At 64.2% G+C, this 23,545-nt stretch carries 22 protein-coding genes; 9 read left to right on the forward strand and 13 right to left on the reverse strand.

All coding sequences use genetic code 11. From position 1 onward, the window contains the following. Positions 1-40 precede the first annotated feature (40 nt). Positions 41-1,615 (reverse strand): 2-polyprenylphenol 6-hydroxylase, encoded by a 1,575-nt coding sequence (gene ubiB / locus FXB41_RS01235; protein ID WP_007598375.1) that lies wholly within the window; start codon positions 1,613-1,615, stop codon positions 41-43. After that, positions 1,612-2,373, reverse strand: coding sequence for a bifunctional demethylmenaquinone methyltransferase/2-methoxy-6-polyprenyl-1,4-benzoquinol methylase UbiE (ubiE, locus tag FXB41_RS01240; protein ID WP_007598374.1), 762 nt, complete (start codon positions 2,371-2,373; stop codon positions 1,612-1,614). The genes ubiB and ubiE overlap by 4 nt, the downstream gene beginning before the upstream one ends. Positions 2,374-2,454: 81 nt before the next feature. Here ubiE and mutM point away from each other — a divergent pair, with 81 nt between their 5' ends. Together mutM and FXB41_RS01250 are read left to right on the forward strand one after the other, a co-directional pair. After that, positions 2,455-3,336, forward strand: a complete 882-nt coding sequence (gene mutM, locus FXB41_RS01245) for a bifunctional DNA-formamidopyrimidine glycosylase/DNA-(apurinic or apyrimidinic site) lyase (protein ID WP_219678832.1) — start codon at positions 2,455-2,457, stop codon at positions 3,334-3,336. A gap of 6 nt (positions 3,337-3,342) precedes the next feature. Beyond that, on the forward strand, positions 3,343-3,906 hold the full coding sequence (locus FXB41_RS01250; protein WP_219678834.1) for a GNAT family N-acetyltransferase: 564 nt from the start codon (positions 3,343-3,345) through the stop codon (positions 3,904-3,906). A gap of 196 nt (positions 3,907-4,102) precedes the next feature. Here the strand turns inward: FXB41_RS01250 and FXB41_RS01255 are convergent, their stop codons facing one another. After that, the gene (locus FXB41_RS01255; RefSeq protein ID WP_219678836.1) at positions 4,103-4,846 is read right to left on the reverse strand and encodes a nucleotide-binding protein; all 744 of its coding nucleotides are present in this window, start codon (positions 4,844-4,846) and stop codon (positions 4,103-4,105) included. A 280-nt stretch (positions 4,847-5,126) separates the two neighbouring features. After that, a complete protein-coding gene (locus tag FXB41_RS01260; RefSeq protein WP_219678839.1) occupies positions 5,127-6,485 on the reverse strand; it encodes a serine protease in 1,359 nt (452 codons plus the stop codon). Positions 6,486-6,735: 250 nt separating this feature from the next. On the opposite strand from FXB41_RS01260, the gene FXB41_RS01265 reads away from it, so the two are divergent. Then, a complete protein-coding gene (locus FXB41_RS01265) occupies positions 6,736-7,539 on the forward strand; it encodes a HesA/MoeB/ThiF family protein (RefSeq protein ID WP_007598366.1) in 804 nt (267 codons plus the stop codon). A gap of 9 nt (positions 7,540-7,548) precedes the next feature. Here the strand turns inward: FXB41_RS01265 and FXB41_RS01270 are convergent, their stop codons facing one another. Beyond that, on the reverse strand, positions 7,549-8,556 hold the full coding sequence (locus tag FXB41_RS01270) for an aldo/keto reductase (protein ID WP_007598364.1): 1,008 nt from the start codon (positions 8,554-8,556) through the stop codon (positions 7,549-7,551). A gap of 115 nt (positions 8,557-8,671) precedes the next feature. On the opposite strand from FXB41_RS01270, the gene FXB41_RS01275 reads away from it, so the two are divergent. After that, the gene (locus FXB41_RS01275) at positions 8,672-9,580 is read left to right on the forward strand and encodes a LysR family transcriptional regulator (protein WP_219678841.1); all 909 of its coding nucleotides are present in this window, start codon (positions 8,672-8,674) and stop codon (positions 9,578-9,580) included. 140 nt (positions 9,581-9,720) lie between these two features. Here FXB41_RS01275 and FXB41_RS01280 read toward each other — a convergent pair whose 3' ends face one another. Beyond that, the gene (locus FXB41_RS01280) at positions 9,721-10,722 is read right to left on the reverse strand and encodes a 2-hydroxyacid dehydrogenase (protein WP_007598360.1); all 1,002 of its coding nucleotides are present in this window, start codon (positions 10,720-10,722) and stop codon (positions 9,721-9,723) included. A 328-nt stretch (positions 10,723-11,050) separates the two neighbouring features. Between FXB41_RS01280 and FXB41_RS01285 the strand changes: the two genes are divergently transcribed. After that, entirely contained in the window at positions 11,051-11,581 is a 531-nt protein-coding gene (locus FXB41_RS01285) for an SH3 domain-containing protein (RefSeq protein WP_219678843.1), read from the forward strand. 31 nt (positions 11,582-11,612) lie between these two features. On the opposite strand, the gene irrA is transcribed toward FXB41_RS01285, so the two are convergent. Further along, on the reverse strand, positions 11,613-12,104 hold the full coding sequence (irrA, locus tag FXB41_RS01290) for an iron response transcriptional regulator IrrA (RefSeq protein WP_018455787.1): 492 nt from the start codon (positions 12,102-12,104) through the stop codon (positions 11,613-11,615). Positions 12,105-12,458: 354 nt separating this feature from the next. On the opposite strand from irrA, the gene fabA reads away from it, so the two are divergent. The 3 genes from fabA to fabI all read left to right on the forward strand — a co-directional run bounded on the left by fabA (position 12,459) and on the right by fabI (position 15,194). After that, positions 12,459-12,980: a bifunctional 3-hydroxydecanoyl-ACP dehydratase/trans-2-decenoyl-ACP isomerase gene (gene fabA, locus FXB41_RS01295; RefSeq protein WP_007598355.1), complete on the forward strand. Its 522-nt coding sequence runs from the start codon at positions 12,459-12,461 to the stop codon at positions 12,978-12,980. Positions 12,981-13,019: 39 nt separating this feature from the next. Next, a complete protein-coding gene (gene fabB, locus FXB41_RS01300; RefSeq protein ID WP_219678846.1) occupies positions 13,020-14,243 on the forward strand; it encodes a beta-ketoacyl-ACP synthase I in 1,224 nt (407 codons plus the stop codon). Between the two features lie 150 nt (positions 14,244-14,393). Further along, entirely contained in the window at positions 14,394-15,194 is an 801-nt protein-coding gene (gene fabI / locus FXB41_RS01305) for an enoyl-ACP reductase FabI (RefSeq protein ID WP_219678848.1), read from the forward strand. On the opposite strand, the gene FXB41_RS01310 is transcribed toward fabI, so the two are convergent. From FXB41_RS01310 to FXB41_RS01325, 4 genes are all read right to left on the reverse strand, one after another. Beyond that, positions 15,191-15,787 carry a glutathione S-transferase family protein gene (locus FXB41_RS01310; RefSeq protein WP_219678851.1) on the reverse strand — a complete coding sequence of 199 codons (597 nt, stop codon included), beginning with the start codon at positions 15,785-15,787 and terminating at the stop codon, positions 15,191-15,193. The genes fabI and FXB41_RS01310 overlap by 4 nt on opposite strands. 101 nt (positions 15,788-15,888) lie before the next feature. Next, positions 15,889-16,728 (reverse strand): hypothetical protein, encoded by an 840-nt coding sequence (locus FXB41_RS01315; RefSeq protein ID WP_219678853.1) that lies wholly within the window; start codon positions 16,726-16,728, stop codon positions 15,889-15,891. A gap of 91 nt (positions 16,729-16,819) precedes the next feature. Then, positions 16,820-17,284, reverse strand: coding sequence for a GNAT family N-acetyltransferase (locus tag FXB41_RS01320; RefSeq protein ID WP_219678854.1), 465 nt, complete (start codon positions 17,282-17,284; stop codon positions 16,820-16,822). 7 nt (positions 17,285-17,291) lie between these two features. After that, on the reverse strand, positions 17,292-18,218 hold the full coding sequence (locus FXB41_RS01325) for a hydrogen peroxide-inducible genes activator (protein WP_027514694.1): 927 nt from the start codon (positions 18,216-18,218) through the stop codon (positions 17,292-17,294). 114 nt (positions 18,219-18,332) lie between these two features. Here FXB41_RS01325 and katG point away from each other — a divergent pair, with 114 nt between their 5' ends. Continuing rightward, positions 18,333-20,501, forward strand: coding sequence for a catalase/peroxidase HPI (gene katG, locus FXB41_RS01330; protein WP_219678858.1), 2,169 nt, complete (start codon positions 18,333-18,335; stop codon positions 20,499-20,501). Between the two features lie 242 nt (positions 20,502-20,743). Here katG and pnp read toward each other — a convergent pair whose 3' ends face one another. Continuing rightward, positions 20,744-22,897 carry a polyribonucleotide nucleotidyltransferase gene (gene pnp / locus FXB41_RS01335; RefSeq protein WP_007598347.1) on the reverse strand — a complete coding sequence of 718 codons (2,154 nt, stop codon included), beginning with the start codon at positions 22,895-22,897 and terminating at the stop codon, positions 20,744-20,746. A gap of 376 nt (positions 22,898-23,273) precedes the next feature. Next, positions 23,274-23,543, reverse strand: coding sequence for a 30S ribosomal protein S15 (gene rpsO, locus FXB41_RS01340; RefSeq protein WP_007598346.1), 270 nt, complete (start codon positions 23,541-23,543; stop codon positions 23,274-23,276). Positions 23,544-23,545 lie beyond the last annotated feature (2 nt).

The following is a 23,545-nucleotide window of genomic DNA, read 5'->3' on the forward strand; positions in this document are numbered from 1 at the left end:
AAATGATAGCGATGCTAGCATCTGTGTGATTGCACTGCAATCAAAGATTCCGGACGGCGATCAGGATGCCGATGAAGGTCGCGGCAATGATCCAGAGCGCCACGGTGCGCCAACGGTTCTTGCGGCCCTCGCTGCGGCCCATCGCCGCGATGCTCTCCGGCGACAGCCGGATGCCCTCCCGGGTCATGGTCTCCAGCTGTTCGAGCACCGCAACCGAGCGCTCGGCGATGTCAGGCAGACGCATCAGGATGCGCGCGAGATCGCCGGTCCCGGAGATCGCGCCCTGGACCCGGCCGATCGGGCCGAGATTGCGCTCGATCCATTCCCGCACCACGGGGTCGGCGACCTTCCAGATGTCGAGCTTGGGATCGAAGCCGCGTGCCACGCCCTCGACCACCACCATGGTTTTCTGGAGCAGGATCAGCTCGGGCCGCGTGGTCATGTCGAACAGGCCGGTGACCTCGAGCAGCAGCGTCAGCAGCCGCGCCATCGAGATCTCTTCCGCCGTGCGGTTGTGAATGGGCTCGCCGATGGCGCGGATCGCTTGCGCGAAGTTCTCGACCGAGTGATGCGCGGGCACATAGCCCGCCTCGAAGTGCACTTCCGCGACGCGACGATAGTCGCGGGTGATGAAGCCGAGCAGGATTTCGGCGAGGAAGCGCCGCTCCTTCATGCCGAGCCGGCCCATGATGCCGAAATCAACCGCGACGAGGCGACCCGCGTCATCCAGGAACAGATTGCCCGGGTGCATGTCGGCATGGAAGAAGCCGTCGCGCAGCGCGTGGCGCAGGAAGCTCTGAATCACCTTGCGGCCGAGATCGGGCAGGTCGACCTGCGATTCTGCCAGGCGCTTGTGATCGTTCAGCGCGATGCCGTCGATCCATTCCATCGTCAGCACGTTATGCGTGGTACGGTCCCAATCGACGGTCGGTACGCGGAAATCAGGATCGTCGCGCGTGTTCTCCGCCATTTCCGACAGCGCCGCGGCCTCGAGGCGCAGGTCCATCTCCATCGCGACCGAACGCGACATGGTGTTGATGACCTCGATGAGGCGCAGGCGCCGCGCCTCGGACGAATAGGATTCGGCCTTGTATGCGACGAAGAAGAAGTCGGAGAGGTCGCGGCGGAAGCGTGCGGCCACGTTCGGCCGCAGCACTTTCACGGCGACCGCCTTGCGGATGCCGTCGCGCAGGACCTCGCCGCGATGTACCTGTGCGATCGAGGCGGCTGCGACCGGCGCACTAAGGCTCGCGAACACATCGGTCAGCGGCCGTTCCAGCGAGGTCGCGATCACGGCTTCCGCTTCGGCTTGCGAGAACGGCGGCAGGCGGTCCTGAAGGCTTTCGAGATCGCGCGCCATGATGACGCCGACGACGTCGGGGCGGGTCGCCAGAAATTGTCCAAGCTTGAGATAGGCCGGGCCCATCCGGGTCAGCGCACGCGACAGCCGCGGGCCGTGCTTCGGGCCGCGCCGCTCGATGATGCGCGCAAGCTTCAGCGCGAGCTGCCCGGGCGGCGGCACCAGGCTCGGATCGACGGCGCCGAACACGCCCTCGCGCGCAAAGACGAACGCGGCGCGCATCAGGCGCGCACTATGGGTTATGGCAGAGATCACAAACGCCAGCCCGAATGCAGTGCGACGATGCCGCCGGACAATATCTGCCAGTTCACGCGGGCGAAGCCGGCGTCACGGATCATGTCGGCGAAGGCGTTGGGTCTTGGAAACTTGCGGATCGACTCGACCAGATATTGGTAGGACTCGGCGTCACCCGTGATCATGCGGCCGAGCGGCGGGATCACCTTGAACGAGAACAGGTCATAAAGGCGATCCAGCCCGGGCATCTCGACGGTGGAGAATTCCAGGCAGAGGAAGCGGCTGCCTGGCTTGAGCACGCGATAGGCTTCGGCCAACGCGAGATCGATCCGCGGCACATTGCGAATGCCGAAAGCGATCGTATATGCGTCGAAGCTGCGGTCGGCGAAAGCGAGCGCTTCGGCATTGCCTTCGACGAAATCGACCTGGGTCTCGAGATGCCGCTTGGCGGCGCGCTCGCGGCCTACCTCCAGCATCCCGGAATTGATGTCGCAGACGGTGGCATGGAAGCCGGGGCCTGCGGCGTTGGCGGCGCGGAAGGAGATGTCGCCGGTGCCGCCGGCGACGTCGAGCAGCGCGAACGGCCGGTCGCCTCGCGGCGGGTCGAGCGCGGTGATCATGATGTCCTTCCAGACCCGATGCAGGCCGCCGGACATCAAATCGTTCATCAAATCATAGCGCGACGCCACGCTGTGAAACACATCGTTCACCAGCGTCTGCTTGTCGCCCAGGGGCACGTCCCTGAAGCCAAAATGCGTGGTTTCGCCCGGCCGATCCATTACTCTACTCCACGAGGCGGACCATAGCGCGCCCGCCGCAATGGCGCTATCACACCGCCCTCATAAGGTGAATGCCTGACCATGCCCGAATTGCCCGAAGTCGAGACCGTCCGCCGCGGCCTTCAGCCTGTCATGGAGGGCGCAAAAATCCTGGTCGCGGAGGCCCGCAGGCCCGATTTGCGCTTTCCCTTCCAGCCGGATTTCGTGGCCCGACTGAAGGGGCAGGTCGTCACGGGGCTCGGCCGCCGTGCAAAATATCTCATCGCCGATCTCGCCTCCGGCGACGTGCTGTTGATGCATCTGGGCATGTCGGGCTCGTTTCGCGTCATCAAGCCGGACAACGAGGTAGCGCCCGGCGAGTTTCACTATCCGCGAGCCAAGGACTCCACGCACGATCACGTGCTGTTTCGGATGTCCTCCGGCGCCGACATCATCTTCAACGATCCGCGCCGCTTCGGTTACATGAAAGTGATCGCGCGCAGTGCGCTCGACGACGAGCCACTGCTGCGCGGGCTCGGCCCCGAGCCGCTCGGCAACGAATTCGACGCTGCGATGCTGGCGCGATCCTGCGCAGGCAAGACCACGAGCCTGAAAGCCGCGTTGCTCGATCAGCGCGTGGTCGCCGGGCTCGGTAATATCTATGTCTGCGAAGCCCTGCATCGCTCGCATCTGTCGCCGCGCCGGATCGCGGCGACACTCTCGACCAAGAAGGGCGAGACGACGGACCACGCAAAGCGATTGGTCGGCGCGATCCACACCGTGCTGAACGATGCGATCAAAGCCGGCGGATCGTCATTGCGCGACCACCGCCAGACCTCGGGCGAGCTCGGCTATTTCCAGCACTCGTTCAAGGTCTATGACCGCGAGGGCGAGAAATGCACCACGCCGCGATGCGGCGGCATCGTCAAGCGTTTCACGCAGAACGGCCGGTCGACCTTCTGGTGTCCGAAATGTCAGAAATAGCTGCTCATGCAGACGCCGCAACTTGAAACCGAACGGCTGATCCTGCGTCCGCTCGCGCTATCCGACGCGCCGGCGATCCAGCGCCATTTCGACAACTGGAATATCATTCGGCATCTCTCCACCGTCGTACCCTGGCCGTATCCAGCCGATGGCGCAGAAGCTTTCGTCCAGCTGCAGTTCGACAAGGTCTCAGCCGGAGAGGAGATTTATCTCTGGGTGCTGGTGCTGAAGGGCGGCGATGATGAGGCGATTGGAAACATTCATTTCCGGCCCCGTGCCGAAGGCCTGAAAGGCCATCGCGGCTTTTGGCTGGCCGAGCCTTACTGGCGCCGCGGGTTGATGACGGAAGCGGTCGCCGCGGTGAACGACTTCGCCTTCATTACACTGGGCCTCGATCATTTCTACGTCTGCAACGCGGCCACCAACGAGGCCTCACGCCGGGTCAAGCAGAAGACCGGTGCAGAGTTCGTCGGCTTCGTCGAGCTCGCGCATCACGGCGGACAGTCGAAAGCAGAGAAATGGATCGTGCGGCGTGAAGCCTGGCTGCGCGATAAAGGCAATGTGCGTTAGATTGAGCCAAAGGGGCGCGATGGTGCGATCCATCCAGGCTACGAAAGCGAATTCGTTGTGCTCGCAATGCCGATGGATGGAGTCCTCTCAAAAACGCGAAGCGAAGCAATCCAGCCGGGCTGGTGGCCGGATTGCTCCGTCGCTGGGGCCCTTCCGGATGGTGAAGGGCCGGCTGGCGTCTGAGCGATTGCCCCGCTCAGGACGCCAGTGTCGTGGTCTCGTCGGCCGCTAGCTCGGCGGCCACGTGCAACATTCCGTCCGCGGCCGCGATGACCTGGTTGATCAGGACATTGGTGGTGGCGGCGAGCTCGAGCCGGGTCTCGATCCAATGCCAGAGGCCGCGGATCTCCTCGGTCGACTTGCCGTTCGGCGCGAATTCGCTCACCGCAAGGCCGCTCGCGAGCGAGTCCTGGTGGTCGTTGCGCATCCCGATCAGCGGGCGCGCGAGCACCTCGGCGAGATCGAGCGCTGCTTCCTCGGCGAGGGTGTTGGCGGCATTGTCGATGCGCTGACCGCGGATCGGAGTCTGGTTCAGGACGAAGCTGTAAGGCCGCTTCCAGGCACGCGCGACGCTCAGCGTCGAAACGGTCGCCTCGATGTCGGCGACGCTCGGGCGGGCCGGGATCAGGCAGAGATCAGAATGGCGGATCGCGGCGGTGGTCGCGGCGCTGAGGCCGGCGGCGGTATCGACGATCGCGAGCTGGAGGCCGCTGTCGGCCAGCATCTTCAGGCGCGGCTCGATGTCGGCGGCGTGATAGATCGGCTCGACGACGAGATCGTCGGTGGTGCGGCGGCGCTGCCAGTTGGACAGTGTGCCCTGCGGGTCGGTTTCGATGAGGCGAACGGTGAAGCCGGCCTGCTTGGCTGCCAGCGCGAGGCCGATGGCGAGCGTGCTCTTGCCGCTGCCGCCCTTTTGGGTGGCCAGTACGATCGTGTGCATTGAAGATCCTTTGGAGTGCTCGGGTCAGGGAAGCGCCACGCGAACGTGCATCGATCTCGATGCTGAGCTCTTCTCGCTCAGGACGTGCCGGCCCGATCCAAAGGGGATCGCGGAGGTCCGAATCAGCAGTCACGATGATGGCGGAATCGGGAATTCCAGCGAATCCGTACCATTACTGGACCCGTACTCGTACGTGTGCTGTGTGCGCTGACGAGTTGATCGCGTGCCCCGGACACAGCGCAGCGGCATCTCATGCCGCACCGCGCCCGTGACACGAGAGTTACTTGCGCACGCAGATCACGCGCACAACGGCGGCTGTCGCATCTGTGGACGTGCCGTTCGCCGCGACACCATTCGCTTTCAGGAAATCACGCACCGTCTCCGCGGAGACCATCACCGCCTGCGACGCCGGCACCGCTGTCGCGGGTCCTGCGACCATCGCCGGCTTCAACAGCGCGATGCCGCCGAATTTGCCGTCGCCGTCGATGGCGGGGCTGCCGGAGAAGCCGACAGCCGGCGGCGGTGAGAGCGGGGAATCGCCGCCACCGACAGATGCCAGCGCAGCCTTGAGGCTTGACACACCGGCGGCTCCGCCCTGGCTCTGCGGATCAGCGATACCGATGACATCGATACTCGTCTTTGCCGCGCCGGCGGCGAGGCTGAAGGGCTTCAGGCCGCGGGCACCGTAGATATGCAGCAGCGCGAGGTCGTGTTCCCGGTCCTCGGCGAGCCGGTCGGCGCTGCCATAGCCGGCGATCGTGATCGCGAGACAGGAATCGGTGACGAGGCGGTCGGTGACGATCGCGCCATCGTCGCTGACGACGAGACCGGTGCCATACTCGACGGTCTTGCGCGGCGGCGGCCCGGCTTGCGGCCCTGACGGAAACGCGTTGAACGCGCTCGACATCGCGATCACGACCGGCTCGACCGTGTTCTCGGTCGCCTGATCGTAGAGGATCGTCATGATGCGGACTTCATCACCCCGAGAAGTGCCGCGCATGTAAAATTTCTTCAGGCCCTGCAGACCCGACAGCACGAAGAAGTCGGGCTTGACCACGGTGTAGTCGACCTTGCGACCCGGCTCCTTCTTCTCCGCTTCGGCAAGCTTGGCTGTGGTCGGGCTCGCCTCCTTGCGGCGGCTGAGCAGCACCTGCACCGTGCCATTGGGCGAGGTCCATTTCGAGCCGTTGGCGTCGGTCGCCTGCTGCGGCACCAGCTTTGAGGGAATGCCAAGCCGCGCGCCGCTGGTCATTTCCGTAACGATCTTCCAGCCGACGCTGTCCTGCTTCCGCCGCGCCGTCTCGGCGAGCGCGGCGCGTTCCTGCGGATTGAGTACGCCGGTCGGCTTGCCGCCCTTGGCTTTCTGGTACTCCTTGATCGCCTCGACCAGGCGCGCGCTGACGTCACCGGTGATGGCGCCGTTGTACTGGCCAACCCAGGCAAGGTCGGACTGCAGCGACAGCCGCTCCGCCTGCGCCATGGCATCGGCCGTCGCAGCCGGCGTCTGCAATGCAGGAGGCCGGATCGGAACGGTCTGGACCGGCTTCGGCTTGGTGCCGGGCATCTGCGGTGTCGTCATCTGGGCGTTCGCGCCTGTCGCAGCCGCAAACATCAGTGTTGCCGCAAGCATCGATCTCATGACAAATCCAGCCAGCCCATTGAACGCAATGCCATTGAAGCACATCTCGTTGGTCGCGAACAATGTTGCGGTGGTTCAGGCCGGCGATAGAAGCCGTGGACTCAGGCCCTCATCCTGAGGAGCGGCCTCAAGGCCGCGTCTCGAAGGATCGCCCGCGGCGATAGCAGGGCCTGCATGGTTCGAGACGCGCGTTCCGCGCTCCTCACCATGAGGATCGACAGCGAGAGCGTAGTAGGAGAGGCGTAGGACGATGCTGAGCCCGGACGAACTCGAACGCTATGCCCGCCATATCGTGCTGCGCGATGTCGGTGGTCCCGGCCAGGCTGCGCTGAAGCGGGCCTCCGTGCTGGTGATCGGCGCCGGCGGGCTCGGTGCGCCCGCGTTGATGTATCTTGCGGCCGCCGGCATCGGTACGCTCGGCGTGGTCGATGACGATGTGGTGTCGCTGTCGAACCTCCAGCGCCAGGTCATTCACACCACGCCCGATATCGGCCGGCACAAGGTCGAGAGCGCGGCCGAACGGATCACGGCGCTCAATCCGCATGTCCGCTTCGTCGGCCACGCCACCTGGCTCAATGCCGACAATGCGCTGGCGCTGATCGGCGACTATGACCTCGTGCTTGACGGCTCCGACAATTTCTCGACCCGCTATCTGGCCTCGGACGCCTGCTTCTTCGCCAAGAGGCCGCTGATCACGGCGGCGCTCGGCACCTTCGATGGCTCGCTGACCACCATCCGTGCGCATGAGAAGAACGAGCAGGGCGAATTCAATCCGACCTATCGCTGCCTGTTCCCGGAGGCGCCGCCGCCCGGGACCGTGCCGGCCTGCGCCGAAGCCGGCGTCATGGGCGCGCTCGCGGGCGTGATGGGCTCGATGATGGCGCTGGAGGCGATCCGCGAGATCGTCGGCTTTGGCGACGGCCTGGTTGGCCGTCTCCTCATGATCGATGCGCGCGCGATGCGCTTCGAGACGCTGCGTTACGCGCGCGATCCGGCCAATCCGCTCAATGGCGATGGGCCTGTGATCACCGATCTCAGCGCCCATCGCACCTGATCGCAGCCGCTACGCCGTGGCCGGCTTCTCGCTGTCGAGATGCGCCATCTGCTCGGCCGCGTAACGCGTACCGGCGGCGACATCGGGCGGGAAGGCCTTTGCCAGCACCGCGAGATGAGCCGGCGTCAGCGTGACCTCGGCCGCACCAAGTGCCTCGCTGAGGCGGTTACGGGTGCGGGCGCCGACCAGCGGCACGATCTCCTTCCCTTGCGCCGCCACCCAGGCGATCGCGACCTGTGCCGGCGTCGCGCCAATCTCGGCGGCGATGGTGCGCAGCTGCTCCACCAGAGCCAGATTGACCTCGAGATTCGATCCCTGGAAGCGCGGCGTCATCAGCCGGTAATCCTTGCCTGCCTTGCCGGAGTCCTTCGACCAATGACCGCTGATGAGGCCGCGCGCCAACACGCCGTAAGCCGTGATGCCGATGCCGAGCTCGCGGCAGGTCGTCAGGATGTCGCGTTCGATGCCACGCTCGATCAGGGAATATTCGATCTGGAGATCGGCGATCGGGTGCACGGCATGCGCGCGGCGGATGGTGTCGGAGCCGACCTCGGACAGGCCGATATGTTTGATGTAGCCGGCCTTCACGAGATCGGCGATGCCGCCGATGGTTTCCTCGATCGGAATGTTGGGATCGAGCCGCGCCGGACGGTAGATGTCGATGTAGTCGGTGCCGAGCCGCTGCAGTGAATAGGCCAGGAAGTTCCTCGTTGCGGCCGGCCTCGTGTCCATGCCGGTGAATTCGCCGGCAGGACCGCGCAGCGCACCGAACTTGACGCTGATCTGCACCCTGTCGCGCGGCACGTCCTTGAGCGCTTCGCGCACCAGCATTTCATTGTGGCCCATGGCGTAGAAATCGCCGGTGTCGACCAGGGTGATGCCGGCATCCAGCGCCGCGTGGATCGTGGCGATGCTCTCGCCGCGATCGGCGGGGCCGTAGACCTCGGACATGCCCATGCAGCCGAGGCCGAGGCTTGAGACGGTGGGGCCGGTTGAACCGAGTTTGCGCTGTTCCATGATGGCTCTCCTCGAAAAGGCGGTGACTGCGCCGCGTGACGAGGCCAGATATGCGCCTGATCGATTACGCCGATAAGCTGGACAATCGAGAATGGCTTGTTCACAGTGGCGAACAATGCGCGAGCCCGACCTGCGTGATCTCGACGTCTTCGTGGCGGTCGCCCGCACCCGCAATTTCCGGCGTGCGGCGATCGATATTCGCGTGTCGGTGTCGAGCCTTAGCCAGCGATTGCGGGACCTGGAGGAGCGCCTCGGCGTCCGCCTGATGAACCGCACGACCCGTAGCGTCGCCCTGACCGAGGCGGGTGAGTTGCTGCTGTCGCGCGTGGCGCCGGCGCTGCGCGATGTCGGCGACGCCCTGGATCAGGTCCGGGGCCTGCGCGAGGTGGCCTCGGGCCGGCTGCGCATCAACGCGCCGCCGCCTGCGGTCGATCTCGTGCTGGCGCCGATGGTCGGGCCGTTCCTCAAGGCCTATCCGCAGGTCGACCTCGACATCGTCTCCGAGAGCGGGTTCGTCGATATCGTCAGCGCGGGCTTCGATGCCGGCGTGCGTTATGGCGAGCATCTCGCGCAGGACATGGTGGCGATCCCGCTGAGCGGCCCGCAGAGCTATGTCGTGGTCGCTTCGCCCGATTACCTCGCACGCCGCGGCAAGCCTGAGCATCCGAAGGATCTACTCGACCACGATTGCATCCGCGCCCGCTACTCCAGCGGTGTCATGCATGATCTGGAGTTCGAGAAGGCCGGTCAGCTGGTGAAAGTCGACCCGCCGGCAAAGCTGATCTCGACCAACATGGGCCTCTCCATGCGCGCGGCGCTCGACGGAGCCGGCATCTGGGCGACGCTTGATGGTTACGTCGGCGAAGCCCTGAAGTCGGGCGCGCTGGTCAGACTGCTTGAAGACTGGTGCGAGCCGTTTTCCGGACCGTTCCTGTACTATCCAAGCCGGCGCCAGACGCCGCCGGCGCTGCGGGCCTTCATCGATTTCGTCGCCGACGGGCGCAAGCGAAACGCCCGAGGATAGCAGACCCTCATGGTGAGGAGCGCGGAACGCGCGTCTCGAACCATGAAGGCCTGGATCTCGCCTGCGGCAATCCTTCGAGACGACCGCTACGCGGTCTCCTCAGGATGAGGCAGGAGAGCTTATCGCGCAGAAAGTTGAACTCAGAGCATGCTCGGCAGCACGCGATCCGGCGGCTTGTGCGCGTCGAGGAAGGTGCGGATGTTGATGATCACCTTCTCGCCCATCTCGACGCGGCCCTCGATCGTGGCCGAGCCCATATGCGGCAGCAGCGTCACCTTGCCGGCCTTGGCGAGCCGCACCAGCTTCGGGTTCACCGCGGGCTCGTGCTCGTAGACGTCGAGGCCGGCGCCGCCGATCTCGCCGCCTTCGATCAGCTTGATCAGCGTGTCCTCGTCAGTGACCCCGCCGCGCGCGGTGTTGACGATGTAGGCGTCCTTGCGGATCAGCTTCAGCCGGCGCGCCGACAGCAGATGGTAGGTCGCCGGCGTGTGCGGACAGTTCACCGAGATGATGTCCATTCGAGCCAGCATCTGGTCGAGGCTTTCCCAATAGGTCGCGCCCAGCTCTTCGGCGATCTTCGGCGCCACCGGCCGGCGGTTGTGATAGTGGATCTGCAAGCCGAAGGCGCGGGCGCGGCGTGCGACCGCCTGGCCGATGCGGCCCATGCCGATGATGCCGAGGCGCTTTCCGCCGATGCGATGGCCGAGCATCCAGGTCGGCGACCAGCCCGGCCAGGGTTTTCCTTCCGTCAGGATCGAGGCGCCTTCGATCATCCGCCTAGGCACGGCGAGGATCAGTGCCATGGTCATGTCGGCGGTGTCTTCGGTCAGAACCTTCGGTGTGTTGGTGACGGTGATGCCGCGGGCATGCGCGGCCTCGACATCGATGTTGTCGACGCCGTTGCCGAAATTCGCGATCAGTTTCAGCCTGCAGTCGGGCTGGTTGACGATGTCGGCGGAGATGTGATCGGTCACGGTCGGAACCAGCACATCGGCCGTGCGGGCGGCTTCCGCGATCTGCTCGGGCGACATCGGCGCGTCGTCGAGATTGATCCGCGCGTCGAATAGCTCGCGCATCCGGGTCTCGATCGAGTCCGGAAGCTTGCGCGTCACCACGACGAGGGGCTTTTTCTTCACCGACATGTCCTGCCCTCATGAGGCGTTGCGAGCCGCCTCTGTCGCCAAAGGCCGGCCGTTGAGGCCTCATTAACCCGGTTGTTCGACACTGCAACTGCCGTGTCGTCCCCGGCGTTTCCTTCAAGCTCTCCCGACATTTCCGGCCGGAAGATCGGGACAAACCGGTTGTTCAGATGTCCGTCCTCTCTAGCAGAAGGCCGGGCCAAGACAAGAACCACCGGGTAAAGGGCTCGGGAACACCCGCATGGGCGGGTTACAGGGGCGGCAGCGGCCTGGTTTTGGAATTTTGGGGCGAGGGCCCGGCTCGGCCGGACCTTCGACAGGAGACGGGTTGATGGCGTTGGGGCGTTTTTGTTCGGTGATGGCGCTCGTTTGCACCTGGTTGAGCGCTTCGGTCAGCCCGGGGCATTCGGCAAAGGACAGCATACCCCAGACTGCCTCGGGCCTCCCGGTGCCGCGCTACGTCAGCCTGAAATCGGATCACGTCAACGTCCGCGCCGGCCCGACCAAGGACAACGACGTCGCCTGGGTCTACACCCGCTCCGGCCTGCCGGTCGAAATCACCGCCGAGTTCGAGAACTGGCGCCGGGTCCGCGATTCCGAGGGCGCCGAGGGCTGGGTCTATCACTCGCTGCTGTCGGGCCGCCGTACCGCCGTCGTCACGATGAAGCACAAGGACGAGCTTGCGCCGATCTATGACCGCGCCGATCCCGACAGCGCGGTGGCCGCAAAGCTCCAGGCCGGCGTCGTCACGCAGGTGAAAAAGTGCACCACAAACTGGTGCCACGTCACCGGCAACGGCTTTGACGGCTGGATTCAGCAGGAGCGCCTCTGGGGCGTCTACTCGGACGAGCAGGTGAACTGACCTGGTTGTCGTCCCGGCGAAGGATTAAAGCTCAGCGCTTCTTGCGCAGCCGTACGACCATGTCGATGCGGGCGATCTCGTAACCCGCGGGCACCTCCGGCATCTTGGACAGCGCCAGATGCGGATCCTCGATGTCGACCAGCTCGTGGCTGTTCTCGAGATAATAGTGATGGTGGGTCGTTACGTTGGTGTCGAAATAGGTCTTGGTGCCGTCGACGCTGACCTGACGCAGCAGACCGGCGTCGGTGAGCTGGTTCAGCGTGTTGTAGACGGTCGCCAGTGAGACCGGCACCTTGGCCAGCGTCGCTTCCTCGTAAAGCATTTCAGCCGTGAGGTGACGTGCACCCTTGCCGAACAGGAGCCAGCCGAGCGCCATGCGCTGGCGCGTCGGGCGAAGCCCTGCGGACTGGAGCATTTCGTTGACGTCGTGCCACGGGCAACCGGTCAAAGCCGGCTGGCGGCCGGACATAAGAGCCGCCGCATGGGCCTCTTCGTCGCGATGGGGCGCGTTATTTTCGTTCATTTCCAGCTTCGGGCACGCGTGAACACTGTGATCTCCAACATATATGGAGAGATAGATGCAGATGCAAGTTTCTCGCAACTAGAGTGGTTCTAATTAGCGCGGGAACCGGCCCGGCGGCCCGTCATTTTACCTTCATGAGAGCGCTTTGCTACCCGAAATGGCCTGTGTTAGAGAGCCCGCGGTTCCGCTTAACCGATTTTGGCGCGACCCGGCATTGAAGGCCGTTCGCTATCCATCCGGGGTCCTTCGTTATTCTCGTGTGACAATGGCAACAGCTGTTGCTTTTCGAACAGGATGGGGCCCATTTTCGCCGGAAACGCCGCTCAGTCGGGGTTAGAACACAAAGGCTTCCGCATGCTGAACAGGCGCAACGGTTACGAATATGAAGATCTGCTGGCATGTGCCCGCGGCGAGATGTTCGGCCCTGGCAATGCGCAATTGCCGCTGCCGCCGATGCTCATGTTCGACCGCATTTCGGACATCAGCGAGACCGGCGGCGAATTCGGCAAGGGGGTAGTGCGTGCCGAACTCGACGTGAAGCCCGACCTCTGGTTCTTCGGCTGCCACTTCAAGAACGATCCGGTGATGCCCGGCTGCCTCGGCCTCGATGCGCTGTGGCAAATGGTCGGCTTTTATCTGGGCTGGAGCGGCGGTGAAGGTCGCGGTCGCGCGCTTGGCCTGAACGAGCTGAAGTTCAGCGGCCAGGTGCTGCCGGAGGCCCGCAAGGTTGTGTACAACATCGATATCAAGCGCGTGATGCGTTCAAAGCTGGTGCTCGGTATCGCCGACGGATGGCTTTCGGTCGATGACCAGATTATCTATCGCGCGAAGGATTTGAAGGTCGGCCTGTTCAAGCAGGGCACGAGCCTGGGCTGAGCGCATCACCACGAAGATAACGATTGAGGCGAGGCTGTCATGAGGCGGGTTGTGGTCACCGGGATGGGCATTGTCTCTTCCATCGGAAACAACACCCAGGAAGTGCTTGCGAGCCTTCACGAGGCGAAGTCGGGCATTTCGCGGGCTGAGAAATATGCCGAGCTCGGCTTCCGTTCGCAGGTGCAGGGTGCGCCGACGCTCGATCCCTCGACGGTGGTCGACCGCCGCGCCATGCGTTTCCTCGGTCAGGGCGCGGCGTGGAATCACGTCGCGATGGAACAGGCGATCCAGGATTCCGGTCTTTCGCCTGACGAAATTTCCAATATTCGCACCGGCATCATCATGGGATCCGGCGGTCCGTCCGCGCGCACCATCGTCGAGGCCGCCGACATCACCCGCACCAAGGGACCGAAGCGCGTCGGGCCGTTTGCAGTGCCGAAGGCGATGTCCTCCACGGCCTCCGCGACGCTTGCAACCTGGTTCAAGATCAAGGGCGTGAACTATTCGATCTCGTCGGCCTGCGCGACGTCGAACCATTGCGTCGGCAACGCCTATGAGACGATCCAGATCGGCAAGCAGGACGTCATCTTCGCTGGCGGCTGCGAGGAGCTGGACTGGTCGCTGTCGGTGCTGTTCGACGCCATGGGCGCGATGTCCTCGAAGTACAACGACACGCCCTCCACGGCCTCGCGTCCCTACGACGTCAACCGCGACGGCTTCGTGATTGCTGGCGGCGCCGGCGTGCTGGTGCTGGAAGAGCTCGAGCATGCCAAGGCGCGCGGCGCGCGCATTTACGGCGAGATCGTCGGCTACGGCGCGACGTCCGACGGCTACGACATGGTCGCACCATCAGGCGAGGGTGCCGAGCGCTGCATGCGCATGGCGATGTCGACCGTGAAGACCAAGGTCGACTACATCAATCCGCACGCGACATCGACGCCGGCCGGCGATCCGCCGGAGATCGACGCGCTCCGCAGGGTGTTCGGAAGCGGCGAGAAGTGCCCGCCGATCTCGGCGACCAAGGCGCTGACCGGCCACTCCCTGGGCGCAACCGGCGTGCAGGAAGCGATCTATTCGCTGCTGATGATGAACAATGGTTTCATCTGCGAGAGCGCCCACATCCAGGAGCTCGACCCCGCGTTCGCCGACATGCCGATCGTGCGCAAGCGCATCGACAACGTCAAGATCGGCACCGTGCTGTCGAACTCCTTCGGCTTCGGCGGCACCAACGCCACGCTGGTGTTCAGCCGGCTGGATGCGTGAGGTCCTTGCGGACGCGCTGGTAATTTTCTCGTCATGGCCGGGCTTGTCCCGGCCATCCACGTCTTTGCTCACGTCTTGGCCTCCGGCTTCGAAGGGCGTGGATGCCCGGGACAAGCCCGGGCATGACGAAAGCGGAAAGCGATCGAAACGATGCAGGAATTAATGAAAGGCAAGCGCGGTCTGATCATGGGCATCGCCAATGATCATTCGATCGCCTGGGGCATGGCGAAGACGCTGCATGCCCATGGCGCCGAGCTCGCCTTCACCTTCCAGGGCGAGGCGCTAGGCAAGCGCGTCAAGCCGTTGGCCGAGCAGCTTGGCGTCGACATGGTGCTGCCCTGCGACGTCGAGGACATCGCCAGCGTCGATGCCACGTTCGATGTGCTCCGCGAAAAATGGGGCAAGCTCGACTTCGTCATCCACGCGATCGGCTTCGCCGACAAGAACGAGCTCAAGGGCCGCTACGCCGACACCAGCCGCGAGAATTTTTCGCGCACCATGGTGATCTCCTGCTTCTCCTTCACGGAAGTGGCAAAACGCGCCGCCGAGCTGATGACGGAGGGCGGCAGCATGATCACGCTGACCTTCGGCGCTTCGGAACGCGCGATGCCGAACTACAACGTGATGGGCGTGGCCAAGGCGGCGCTGGAAGCCTCGGTGCGCTATCTCGCCTCCGACTTCGGACCGCGCGGCATCCGCGTCAACGCGATCTCCGCCGGCCCGATCCGCACGCTCGCCGGCTCCGGCATCGGCGAGGCGCGCGCGATGTTCGCCTTCATGCAAAAGCATTCCCCGCTCCGCCGCGGCGTCACGCTCGACGAGCTCGGCGGCTCGGCGCTGTATCTGTTGTCGGATCTCTCCGGCGGCGTGACCGGCGAGATCCACTATGTCGATAGCGGCTACAACATCGTCCTGATGCCGAGGCCGGATGATATGAAGACGCAGGACTAACCGGCCGCGATCTTCTCCGCGCGCTGGAACGCCGGCCTCGCCATGCAGCGCGCGATGTAGACGTCGAAGGCCGGGCGCGACGGCACCATCTTGAATAGGCGCACCGCAAAGTTCAGGCCCGATCCGATCGTGATGTCGGCGGCCGAAAATTCCTCGCCGAGAATCCACGGACCCTTCGCGAGTGCGGCTTCCAGCACGTCGAAGACCTGCGTCGCGCTGCCCCAGGCCGCGGTCGATGTCGGGATCTCGATCTTGGTGAAGATCTGGATGATGGCGGGTTCGATGCAGCCCGTCGAGAAGAACAGCCATTGCAGGTAACGCGCACGGCGCGGGTCCGTCACGGCTGGGGCCAGCCTGGTCTCGGGATAGCGATCGGCAATGTAGGCGCAGATGGCGGCGGCCTCGCCGAGCGCGGCATCGCCGTCGGTCAGCGCCGGAACCTTGCCCATCGGATTGACCTTTAGATAGTCCGGAGCCTTCTGCGCACCGGTCGAAATGTCGGTCAGCACGCGCTCATACGGCAGGCCACTCTCTTCCATCAGCCAGAGCGTCGTGAATGAGCGCGAGCGGGGCGACCAATAGAGCTTGATCATGGAAGCGGACCTTTCATCGGTGGCAGCCGAACAGCGCGCAACTTCATGGCGCGTCCGCAGCGAATCCGCAATGCACTACGCCAGGTATGGAATGCTCCGGCTCAATCTTCCTTGAGATAGCCGGGGAGTCCGCGGTCGAGCCTGTCTGCGACGAGTGTTCGTGTCCTCTCGCGCAGCGTCGCGTTGGCTGAAGCTGCCGCGGGCGGGTCGGGGAACATCGAGTTGTCGAGCTTGGTGAGCGGGTCTTCGGTCAATCGCATGCTTGCTGCGAAGTTCGCGCCGAAATTCACAAAGGGGCGCTTGATTTCCTCATAGCTTCTGCCGTCGATCAGGTTGATCGAGATGTTGGCGAACAAATGCGAATGCCGGATCAGATTTCCGAGCCCCTGATTGAATGTGCCGATGCCGTTTAACATCAGGCGGGTGCCCGGCAGTTCTCCCTTGTACGTGGTCGCAACCAGATAGCGAGCGCAGCTCCCGTTCGGAGTGATGCCGCGCACGATCGCTGGCAGGCGTTCGTTGGGATCGGGAATGAATCGCGATTTCGGATTGTAGAAGGGTTCGAAGGCCCCCTTGGGGTAGGCGATCCTGCGAACACCGGGATCGCCACCCGTTGCGGCTTTAACCCGCGCAAACACGAGATCGTCGAGACCCCAGTCGATGGGAATCTCGGTCTCCTCGCTCTCGAAAATGGTCAGCCCGAATTTCTGGACGGAATAGCGCTCGCCGATCACCGAGATCACGCCAAGCCGGCACGGGCCGCTCTCGACCGCGACCGGCTGCTTCGCCACCGGTTTGGCCTTCGGCGTCGCCTTCTTGGCAACCGGTTTTGCCGGCACCGCCGTCTGAGTGGGAGGCGCGGTGGTTGCGGGAGGGGTTTGCGCGGCTGCCGTAGTGAGCAGGGACAGCAACGCGATCAGCGAGACAGCAATTCGAAACATCGATTCCGGGAGACCAGGGGCAGGAGGACGGCGGATACGCCACACTAAATTGGAACCGTGACAACCGCAAGCTGCACCAGGCGACCACTGCCTATCCGGAGGGTCGCTGCCGCCGCCAACGATAATACTTCATCACGAACCCGTTCGAGGGCTCGACCGCTTGCTTCTCGAACACAAAGCCCTCGCGCTCGTACCAGCGCCAGGCTTTCTCGTTCTCGCGGACGCAGCGCAGATACATCTCGTCCGGCATTTGCGTGCGCGTGAAGGCGAGCAATTGGCGGCCGAGCGATTGGCCCTGATAGGCGGGCGCGACGAACAGCATGTCGAGATAGAGTTTTGGCAAATGCAGCGCCAGCATTGCGGCGATCGTGCCGTCGTCGTCGGCGACGAACAGGCTCCAACCGTCCTCGATCTCGCGCCGGACGCGTGCACGCAGGTTTGCGAGCAGGAATTCACTCGTCTCGCCGAGCCCGGTCGAGACCCAGCTCTCCATCCAGACGCGGCCGATCTCGTCGTATTCGTCCGCGCGGGCCGGGCGGATGATGGGATGCGACATCGAGGGCTCAAATCGGCTTGCTGCGCACGGATGGGCGCGCGCGCACCTTGCCCGCCGACAGGCACACCACCTCGGAGATTTGCAGGAGTTGCCGCGCCAGCGGGCTGGTCTTGCGCCAGACCATGCCGATGGTGCGTGACGGCTGCGGGTCGCGGAAGCGCGCGAGCGAGACCGAAGCCGATCGCGTCTCCACCGACACGGCCATCTCTGGGATCAAGGTGACGCCGATGCCGGCGCTGACCATCTGGACCAGCGTCGACAGCGAATTGGCATCCAGCATCTCGCGCGGCGGCGCCGATTGCATGTTGCAGAATGACAGCGCCTGATCGCGGAAGCAGTGCCCCTCTTCGAGCAGCAGCAGCCGCATCTCGCGCATCATCTCCCGCGACGGTGCCGGCGTTCCCTCATCTGCGCTCGGCCGCACCAGCAGGAATTTTTCCTCGAACAGGGCGACCTCGGTGAGCGAGGGCTCGGACACCGGCAACGCAACGATGGCGGTATCGAGCCGGCCTTCCACCAGTTCCTGGATCAGCCGCGGCGTCATCGTCTCGCGCACGCGGATGTCGAGCTCCGGATGCATGCGCGTCAAATTCTTGGTGATCGTCGGCAGCAGATAGGGCGCGATCGTCGGAATCATGCCGATGCGCAGCCGTCCGGAGAACCGGTCCTGCGAGGCGCGGGCGAAATCGCCGAGTTCGTCGACCGAGCGCAAAATGTCGCGGACGCGCTGCGCGAGCTCCTCGCCAAATCGGGTCAGCGCCACCTGCCGAGCGCTGCGCTCCAGCAGCAGGCCGCCAAGCGCCTCCTCCAGCTCCTTGATCTGCATTGACAGGGCCGGCTGCGAGATCGAACAGGACTCAGCCGCGCGGCCGAAATGACTGTGACGCGCCAGGGCGTCGAAATACCGGAGCTGGCGCAGCGTGAGATTTAGCATCAGAAAATCTTATCGCTGCGATCATTAAAGTCAACTTCCCCTGATCGAACGTGAAGCCTAGAGTGCTTCTACCTGGTCAATGGCGCGAGTTCGACGCCACCAGAGGAGGTATTCATGGACGACACTTCAAAGTGCCCGTTTTCGGGTGGAAAACGTGTGCCGGCGAACCGCGATTGGTGGCCGACCCAGCTCAGCATCGAGATGCTGCACAAGAATTCGGCCAAGTCCGACCCGATGGACAAGGACTTCGACTACACCAAGGAATTCAAGTCGCTCGACCTGAACGCGGTCATCAAGGACCTGACCGCTCTGATGACCGAATCGCAGGAATGGTGGCCCGCTGACTTCGGTCACTACGGCGGCCTCATGATCCGCATGGCTTGGCACAGCGCGGGCACCTACCGCATCACCGACGGTCGCGGTGGCGCCGGCGCCGGACAGCAGCGTTTCGCGCCGCTCAACAGCTGGCCCGACAACGCCAATCTCGACAAGGCACGCCGTCTGCTCTGGCCGATCAAGCAGAAATACGGCCGCAAGATTTCCTGGGCCGATCTGATGGTGCTGGCCGGCAACGTCGCGCTGGAGTCGATGGGCTTCAAGACCTTCGGCTTCGCCGGTGGCCGCGCCGACGTGTGGGAGCCGGAAGAGCTCTATTGGGGTCCCGAAGGCACGTGGCTGGGCGATGAGCGCTACAGCGGCGAACGTCAGCTCGCCGAGCCGCTCGGCGCGGTGCAGATGGGCCTCATCTACGTCAATCCGGAAGGCCCGAACGGCAAGCCGGATCCGATCGCCGCGGCAAAGGACATCCGCGAGACGTTCGCCCGCATGGCGATGAACGACGAGGAAACCGTCGCGCTGATCGCCGGCGGCCACACCTTCGGCAAGACCCATGGTGCCGGCGATCCGTCGCTGGTCGGACCGGAGCCGGAAGCGGGCGCGCTCGAGGATCAGGGCCTCGGCTGGAAGAGCAAGCACGCTTCGGGCATTGGCGGCGATTCCATCACCAGCGGCCTCGAGGTGACCTGGACGACGACGCCGACGAAGTGGAGCAACAACTTCTTCGAGAACCTGTTCAAGTACGAATGGGAGCTGACGAAGAGCCCGGGCGGTGCGCAGCAGTGGACGGCGAAGGGCGCCGAGGCGATCATTCCCGACGCCTTCGACAAGTCCAAGAAGCATCGGCCGACGATGCTGACGACCGATCTCTCGCTGCGTATGGATCCGGCCTATGAGAAGATCTCGCGCCGCTTCCTGGAGAATCCCGATCAGTTCGCGGACGCCTTTGCCCGCGCCTGGTTCAAGCTCACCCATCGCGACATGGGCCCGATCCAACGCTATCTCGGCCCCTTGGTGCCGAAGGAAACGCTGATCTGGCAGGATCCGATCCCGGCGGTGAATCACCAGCTCGCCAGCGAGCAGGATATCGCCTCGCTGAAGACCAAGATCCTGGCTTCGGGCCTGTCGGTCTCGGAGCTGGTCTCGACCGCCTGGGCGTCGGCCTCGACGTTCCGCGGCTCGGACAAGCGTGGCGGCGCCAACGGCGCGCGCATTCGCCTCGCCCCGCAGAAGGATTGGGAGGTGAACGAGCCGGCTCAGCTCTCGAAGGTCCTGGGCAAGCTCGAAGCGATTCAGAAGGACTTCAACGCGTCATCCGGTGCGAAGAAGGTCTCGCTGGCGGACCTCATCGTGCTCGGCGGCACCGCCGCGGTCGAGAAGGCTGCGAAGGATGCCGGCGTCGACGTCAAGGTCGGCTTCACGCCGGGCCGCATGGATGCCTCGCAGGAGCAGACCGACGCCGCTTCGTTTGCTCCGCTGGAGCCGCGGGCCGATGGCTTCCGCAACTTCATCGGCAAGCGGCAGCAGTTCATGATGCCCGAGGAAGCTCTGGTCGATCGTGCGCAGCTGCTCCGGCTTACCGGTCCGGAGATGACGGTGCTCGTCGGCGGTCTGCGCGTACTCGGTGCCAATGCGAACGGTTCGAAGAACGGCGTCCTCACCTCGAAGGTGGGAACGCTGAGCAACGACTTCTTCGTCAACCTGCTCGACATGAGCACGCAGTGGACGCCGGCCGGCACCGACGGCACCTATGAGGCCCGCGACCGCAAGACCAACGCGGTCAAGTGGACCGGCACGCGCGTCGACCTGATCTTCGGCGCACACTCGCAGCTTCGCGCCTACGCCGAGGTCTATGCCACGTCGGATTCCAAGGAGCAGTTCGTCAAGGACTTCGCCAAGGCTTGGGCCAAGGTGATGAACCTCGACCGCTACGACATCGCGGCTTGAGGTGTTTGACCTCTCCCGCTTGCGGGAGAGGTCGACGCGCTCCGGGCGATGCGAAGCATCGTCCCGCGCGGCGGGTGAGGGCTCTCTCCTCATTGGGAGTCTCTCTGCGGAAGCAACCCTCTCCCCGACCCTTTCCCGCAAGCGGGAGAGGGAGCGCAGATCGGCCGGAGCAGGCACAAACGAACGCAAACAAAAAGGGCGGCCGCGAGGCCGCCCTTCGTGTGTCTGGCAGGTAGCGAGATTTACTCGCCGGCCGCTTCGCGCGCGGGCTGCTGGCTCTCGCCCTTGCCCTCGAGGTCTTCGCCGGTCTCCTGGTCGACCACCTTCATCGACAGGCGGGTCTTGCCGCGGTCGTCGAAGCCGAGCAGCTTGACCTTGACCTTGTCGCCTTCCTTGACGACGTCGGAGGTCTTCTGCACGCGCGCCGAGGCGAGCTGGCTGATGTGGACGAGACCGTCCTTGGAACCGAAGAAGTTCACGAAAGCGCCGAACTCCATCACCTTGACGACGGTGCCGTCATAGATCTGGCCGACTTCCGGATCGGAGGCGATCGACTTGATCCACTTGATCGCGGCCTTCATGGCCTCGCCGTCGTTGGAGGCGACCTTCACGGTGCCGTCGTCCTCGATGTTGACCTTGGCGCCGGTCTTCTCGACGATCTCACGGATCACCTTGCCACCGGTGCCGATCACTTCGCGGATCTTGTCGGTGGCGATCTTGAAGGTCTCGATGCGCGGCGCGTATTCGCCGAGCTCGGCACGGGCGTTGGTCAGCGCCTTCGACATCTCGCCGAGGATGTAGATACGCCCATCCTTGGCCTGGCCGAGCGCGACCTTCATGATCTCTTCGGTGATGCCCTCGATCTTGATGTCCATCTGGAGCGAGGTGATGCCCTGCTCGGTACCGGCGACCTTGAAGTCCATGTCGCCGAGATGGTCCTCGTCACCGAGGATGTCCGAGAGAACCGCGAAGCGCTTGTCTTCGAGGATCAGCCCCATCGCGATGCCCGCGGTCGGCCGCTTCAACGGCACGCCGGCGTCCATCAGCGCGAGCGAGGCGCCGCAGACCGAAGCCATCGACGAGGAGCCGTTGGATTCGGTGATCTCCGATACCACGCGCGTGGTGTAGGGGAATTCGTGGTGCGGCGGCAGCACCGGGTGGATCGCGCGCCACGCGAGCTTGCCGTGGCCGATCTCGCGGCGCTTGGTGCCGCCGAGGCGGCCGGTCTCACCGACCGAGTAGGGAGGGAAGTTGTAGTGCAGCAGGAACGTCTCTTTGTACGTTCCCGACAGCGCGTCGATGTACTGCTCGTCCTCGCCGGTGCCGAGCGTGGTCACGACCAGCGCCTGGGTCTCGCCGCGGGTGAACAGGGCCGAGCCGTGGGCGCGGGGCAGCACGCCGACTTCGGCGACGATGTTGCGCACGGTCTTGGAATCGCGGCCGTCGATGCGCTTGCCGGTGTCGAGGATGTTCCAGCGAACGATCTTGGCTTCGAGCTCCTTGAACACGCCGCCGATGCGCAGCTTGTCGTATTTCGGCTCCTGGCCTTCCGGGAAGTAGTGCGCGATCACCTTTTCCTTGACCTTGCCGACCGCGGCGTAGCGATCCTGCTTGACCGGAATGGCGTAGGCGGCGCGCAGTTCCTGCTCGACCATGCCGAGCATTTCCTTTTCGAGCGCCGAATTGTCGATCGTGGTGACCTCGCGCGGCTCCTTCGCGGCCTTTTCGGCGAGCTCGATGATCGCGTTGATCACCGGCTGGAAGTGGCGGTGACCGAACATCACGGCGCCGAGCATGATCTCTTCGTTCAGCTCCTTGGCTTCCGATTCGACCATCAGCACGGCGTCTGCGGTGCCGGCGACGACGAGGTCGAGCTGGGTGTCGACCATCTCGTCGAGCGTCGGGTTGAGGATGAACTCGTCATTGGCGAAGCCGACGCGCGCGGCGCCGATCGGGCCCTTGAAGGGAGCGCCCGACAGGGTCAGCGCAGCCGACGAGGCCACCAGCGCGACGATATCGGGATCGTTCTCCATGTCGTGCGAGAGCACGGTGACGATCACCTGGGTCTCGTTGCGCCAGCCGTCGACGAACAGCGGACGGATCGGGCGGTCGATCAGGCGGGAGACCAGCGTTTCCTTCTCGGTCGGACGACCTTCGCGCTTGAAATAGCCGCCGGGAATGCGGCCGGCTGCGTAGGTCTTCTCCTGGTAGTCGACGGTCAGCGGCAGGAAGTCGACGCCTTCGCGCGGTGACTTCGCGGCAACGACGGTGGCGAGCACCACGGTCTCGCCGTAGGTCGCGACGACGGCGCCGTCGGCCTGGCGGGCGATCTTGCCGGTTTCGAGCTTGAGAGGGCGTCCACCCCAGTCGATCTCGACTGAATGCTTATTGAACATAGAGGTCTTCTTTCATGGGTTCTCGAAAGAAGGACGGGTCGAAAAACAAAAACCATGCGCAAGATTGCGGGACGTTGATCGAAGCGGGCGATCAGCGTCCTGCGATCCTGCCATGGTTTTTGGATTTCGGATGGCGTCCATCCCTTCGGGTCATACGGGCGCCTTGCCCGTTGTGCCCAGCCGCCGGATTGCTGCTGGACTGTCAGTCGGCACGAACGCGAACACCGAAGCGCGGTGTTCGCCCATCATGCCCGGATGCTCGCCGTCAACGGCTCGCATCCGACGCGCACGCAGCCTCGACGAAAAACCTTTAAACAAACGCTTTCGTTCGAAATCACGCGCGAAAACGCGCGCCGGTTGGCGCGCGCAAGAACTCTTAACGACGAATGTTGTGCTTCTCGAGCAGCGCCTTGTAACGCGCCTCGTCCTTCTTCTTCACATAGTCGAGGAGCGAGCGGCGGGTCGAGACCAGCTTCAAGAGGCCGCGACGCGAATGGTTATCCTTCACGTGGGTCTTGAAATGGTTGGTGAGGTTGGCGATGCGTTCCGACAGGATCGCGACCTGAACCTCTGGCGAGCCGGTATCGCCGGCCTTGTTGGCATTCGTCTTGATGACTTCCGCTTTGCGTTCTGCGGCAATCGACATCG

Source organism: Bradyrhizobium canariense, from assembly GCF_019402665.1.
Classification (GTDB): Bacteria; Pseudomonadota; Alphaproteobacteria; order Rhizobiales; family Xanthobacteraceae; genus Bradyrhizobium; species Bradyrhizobium canariense.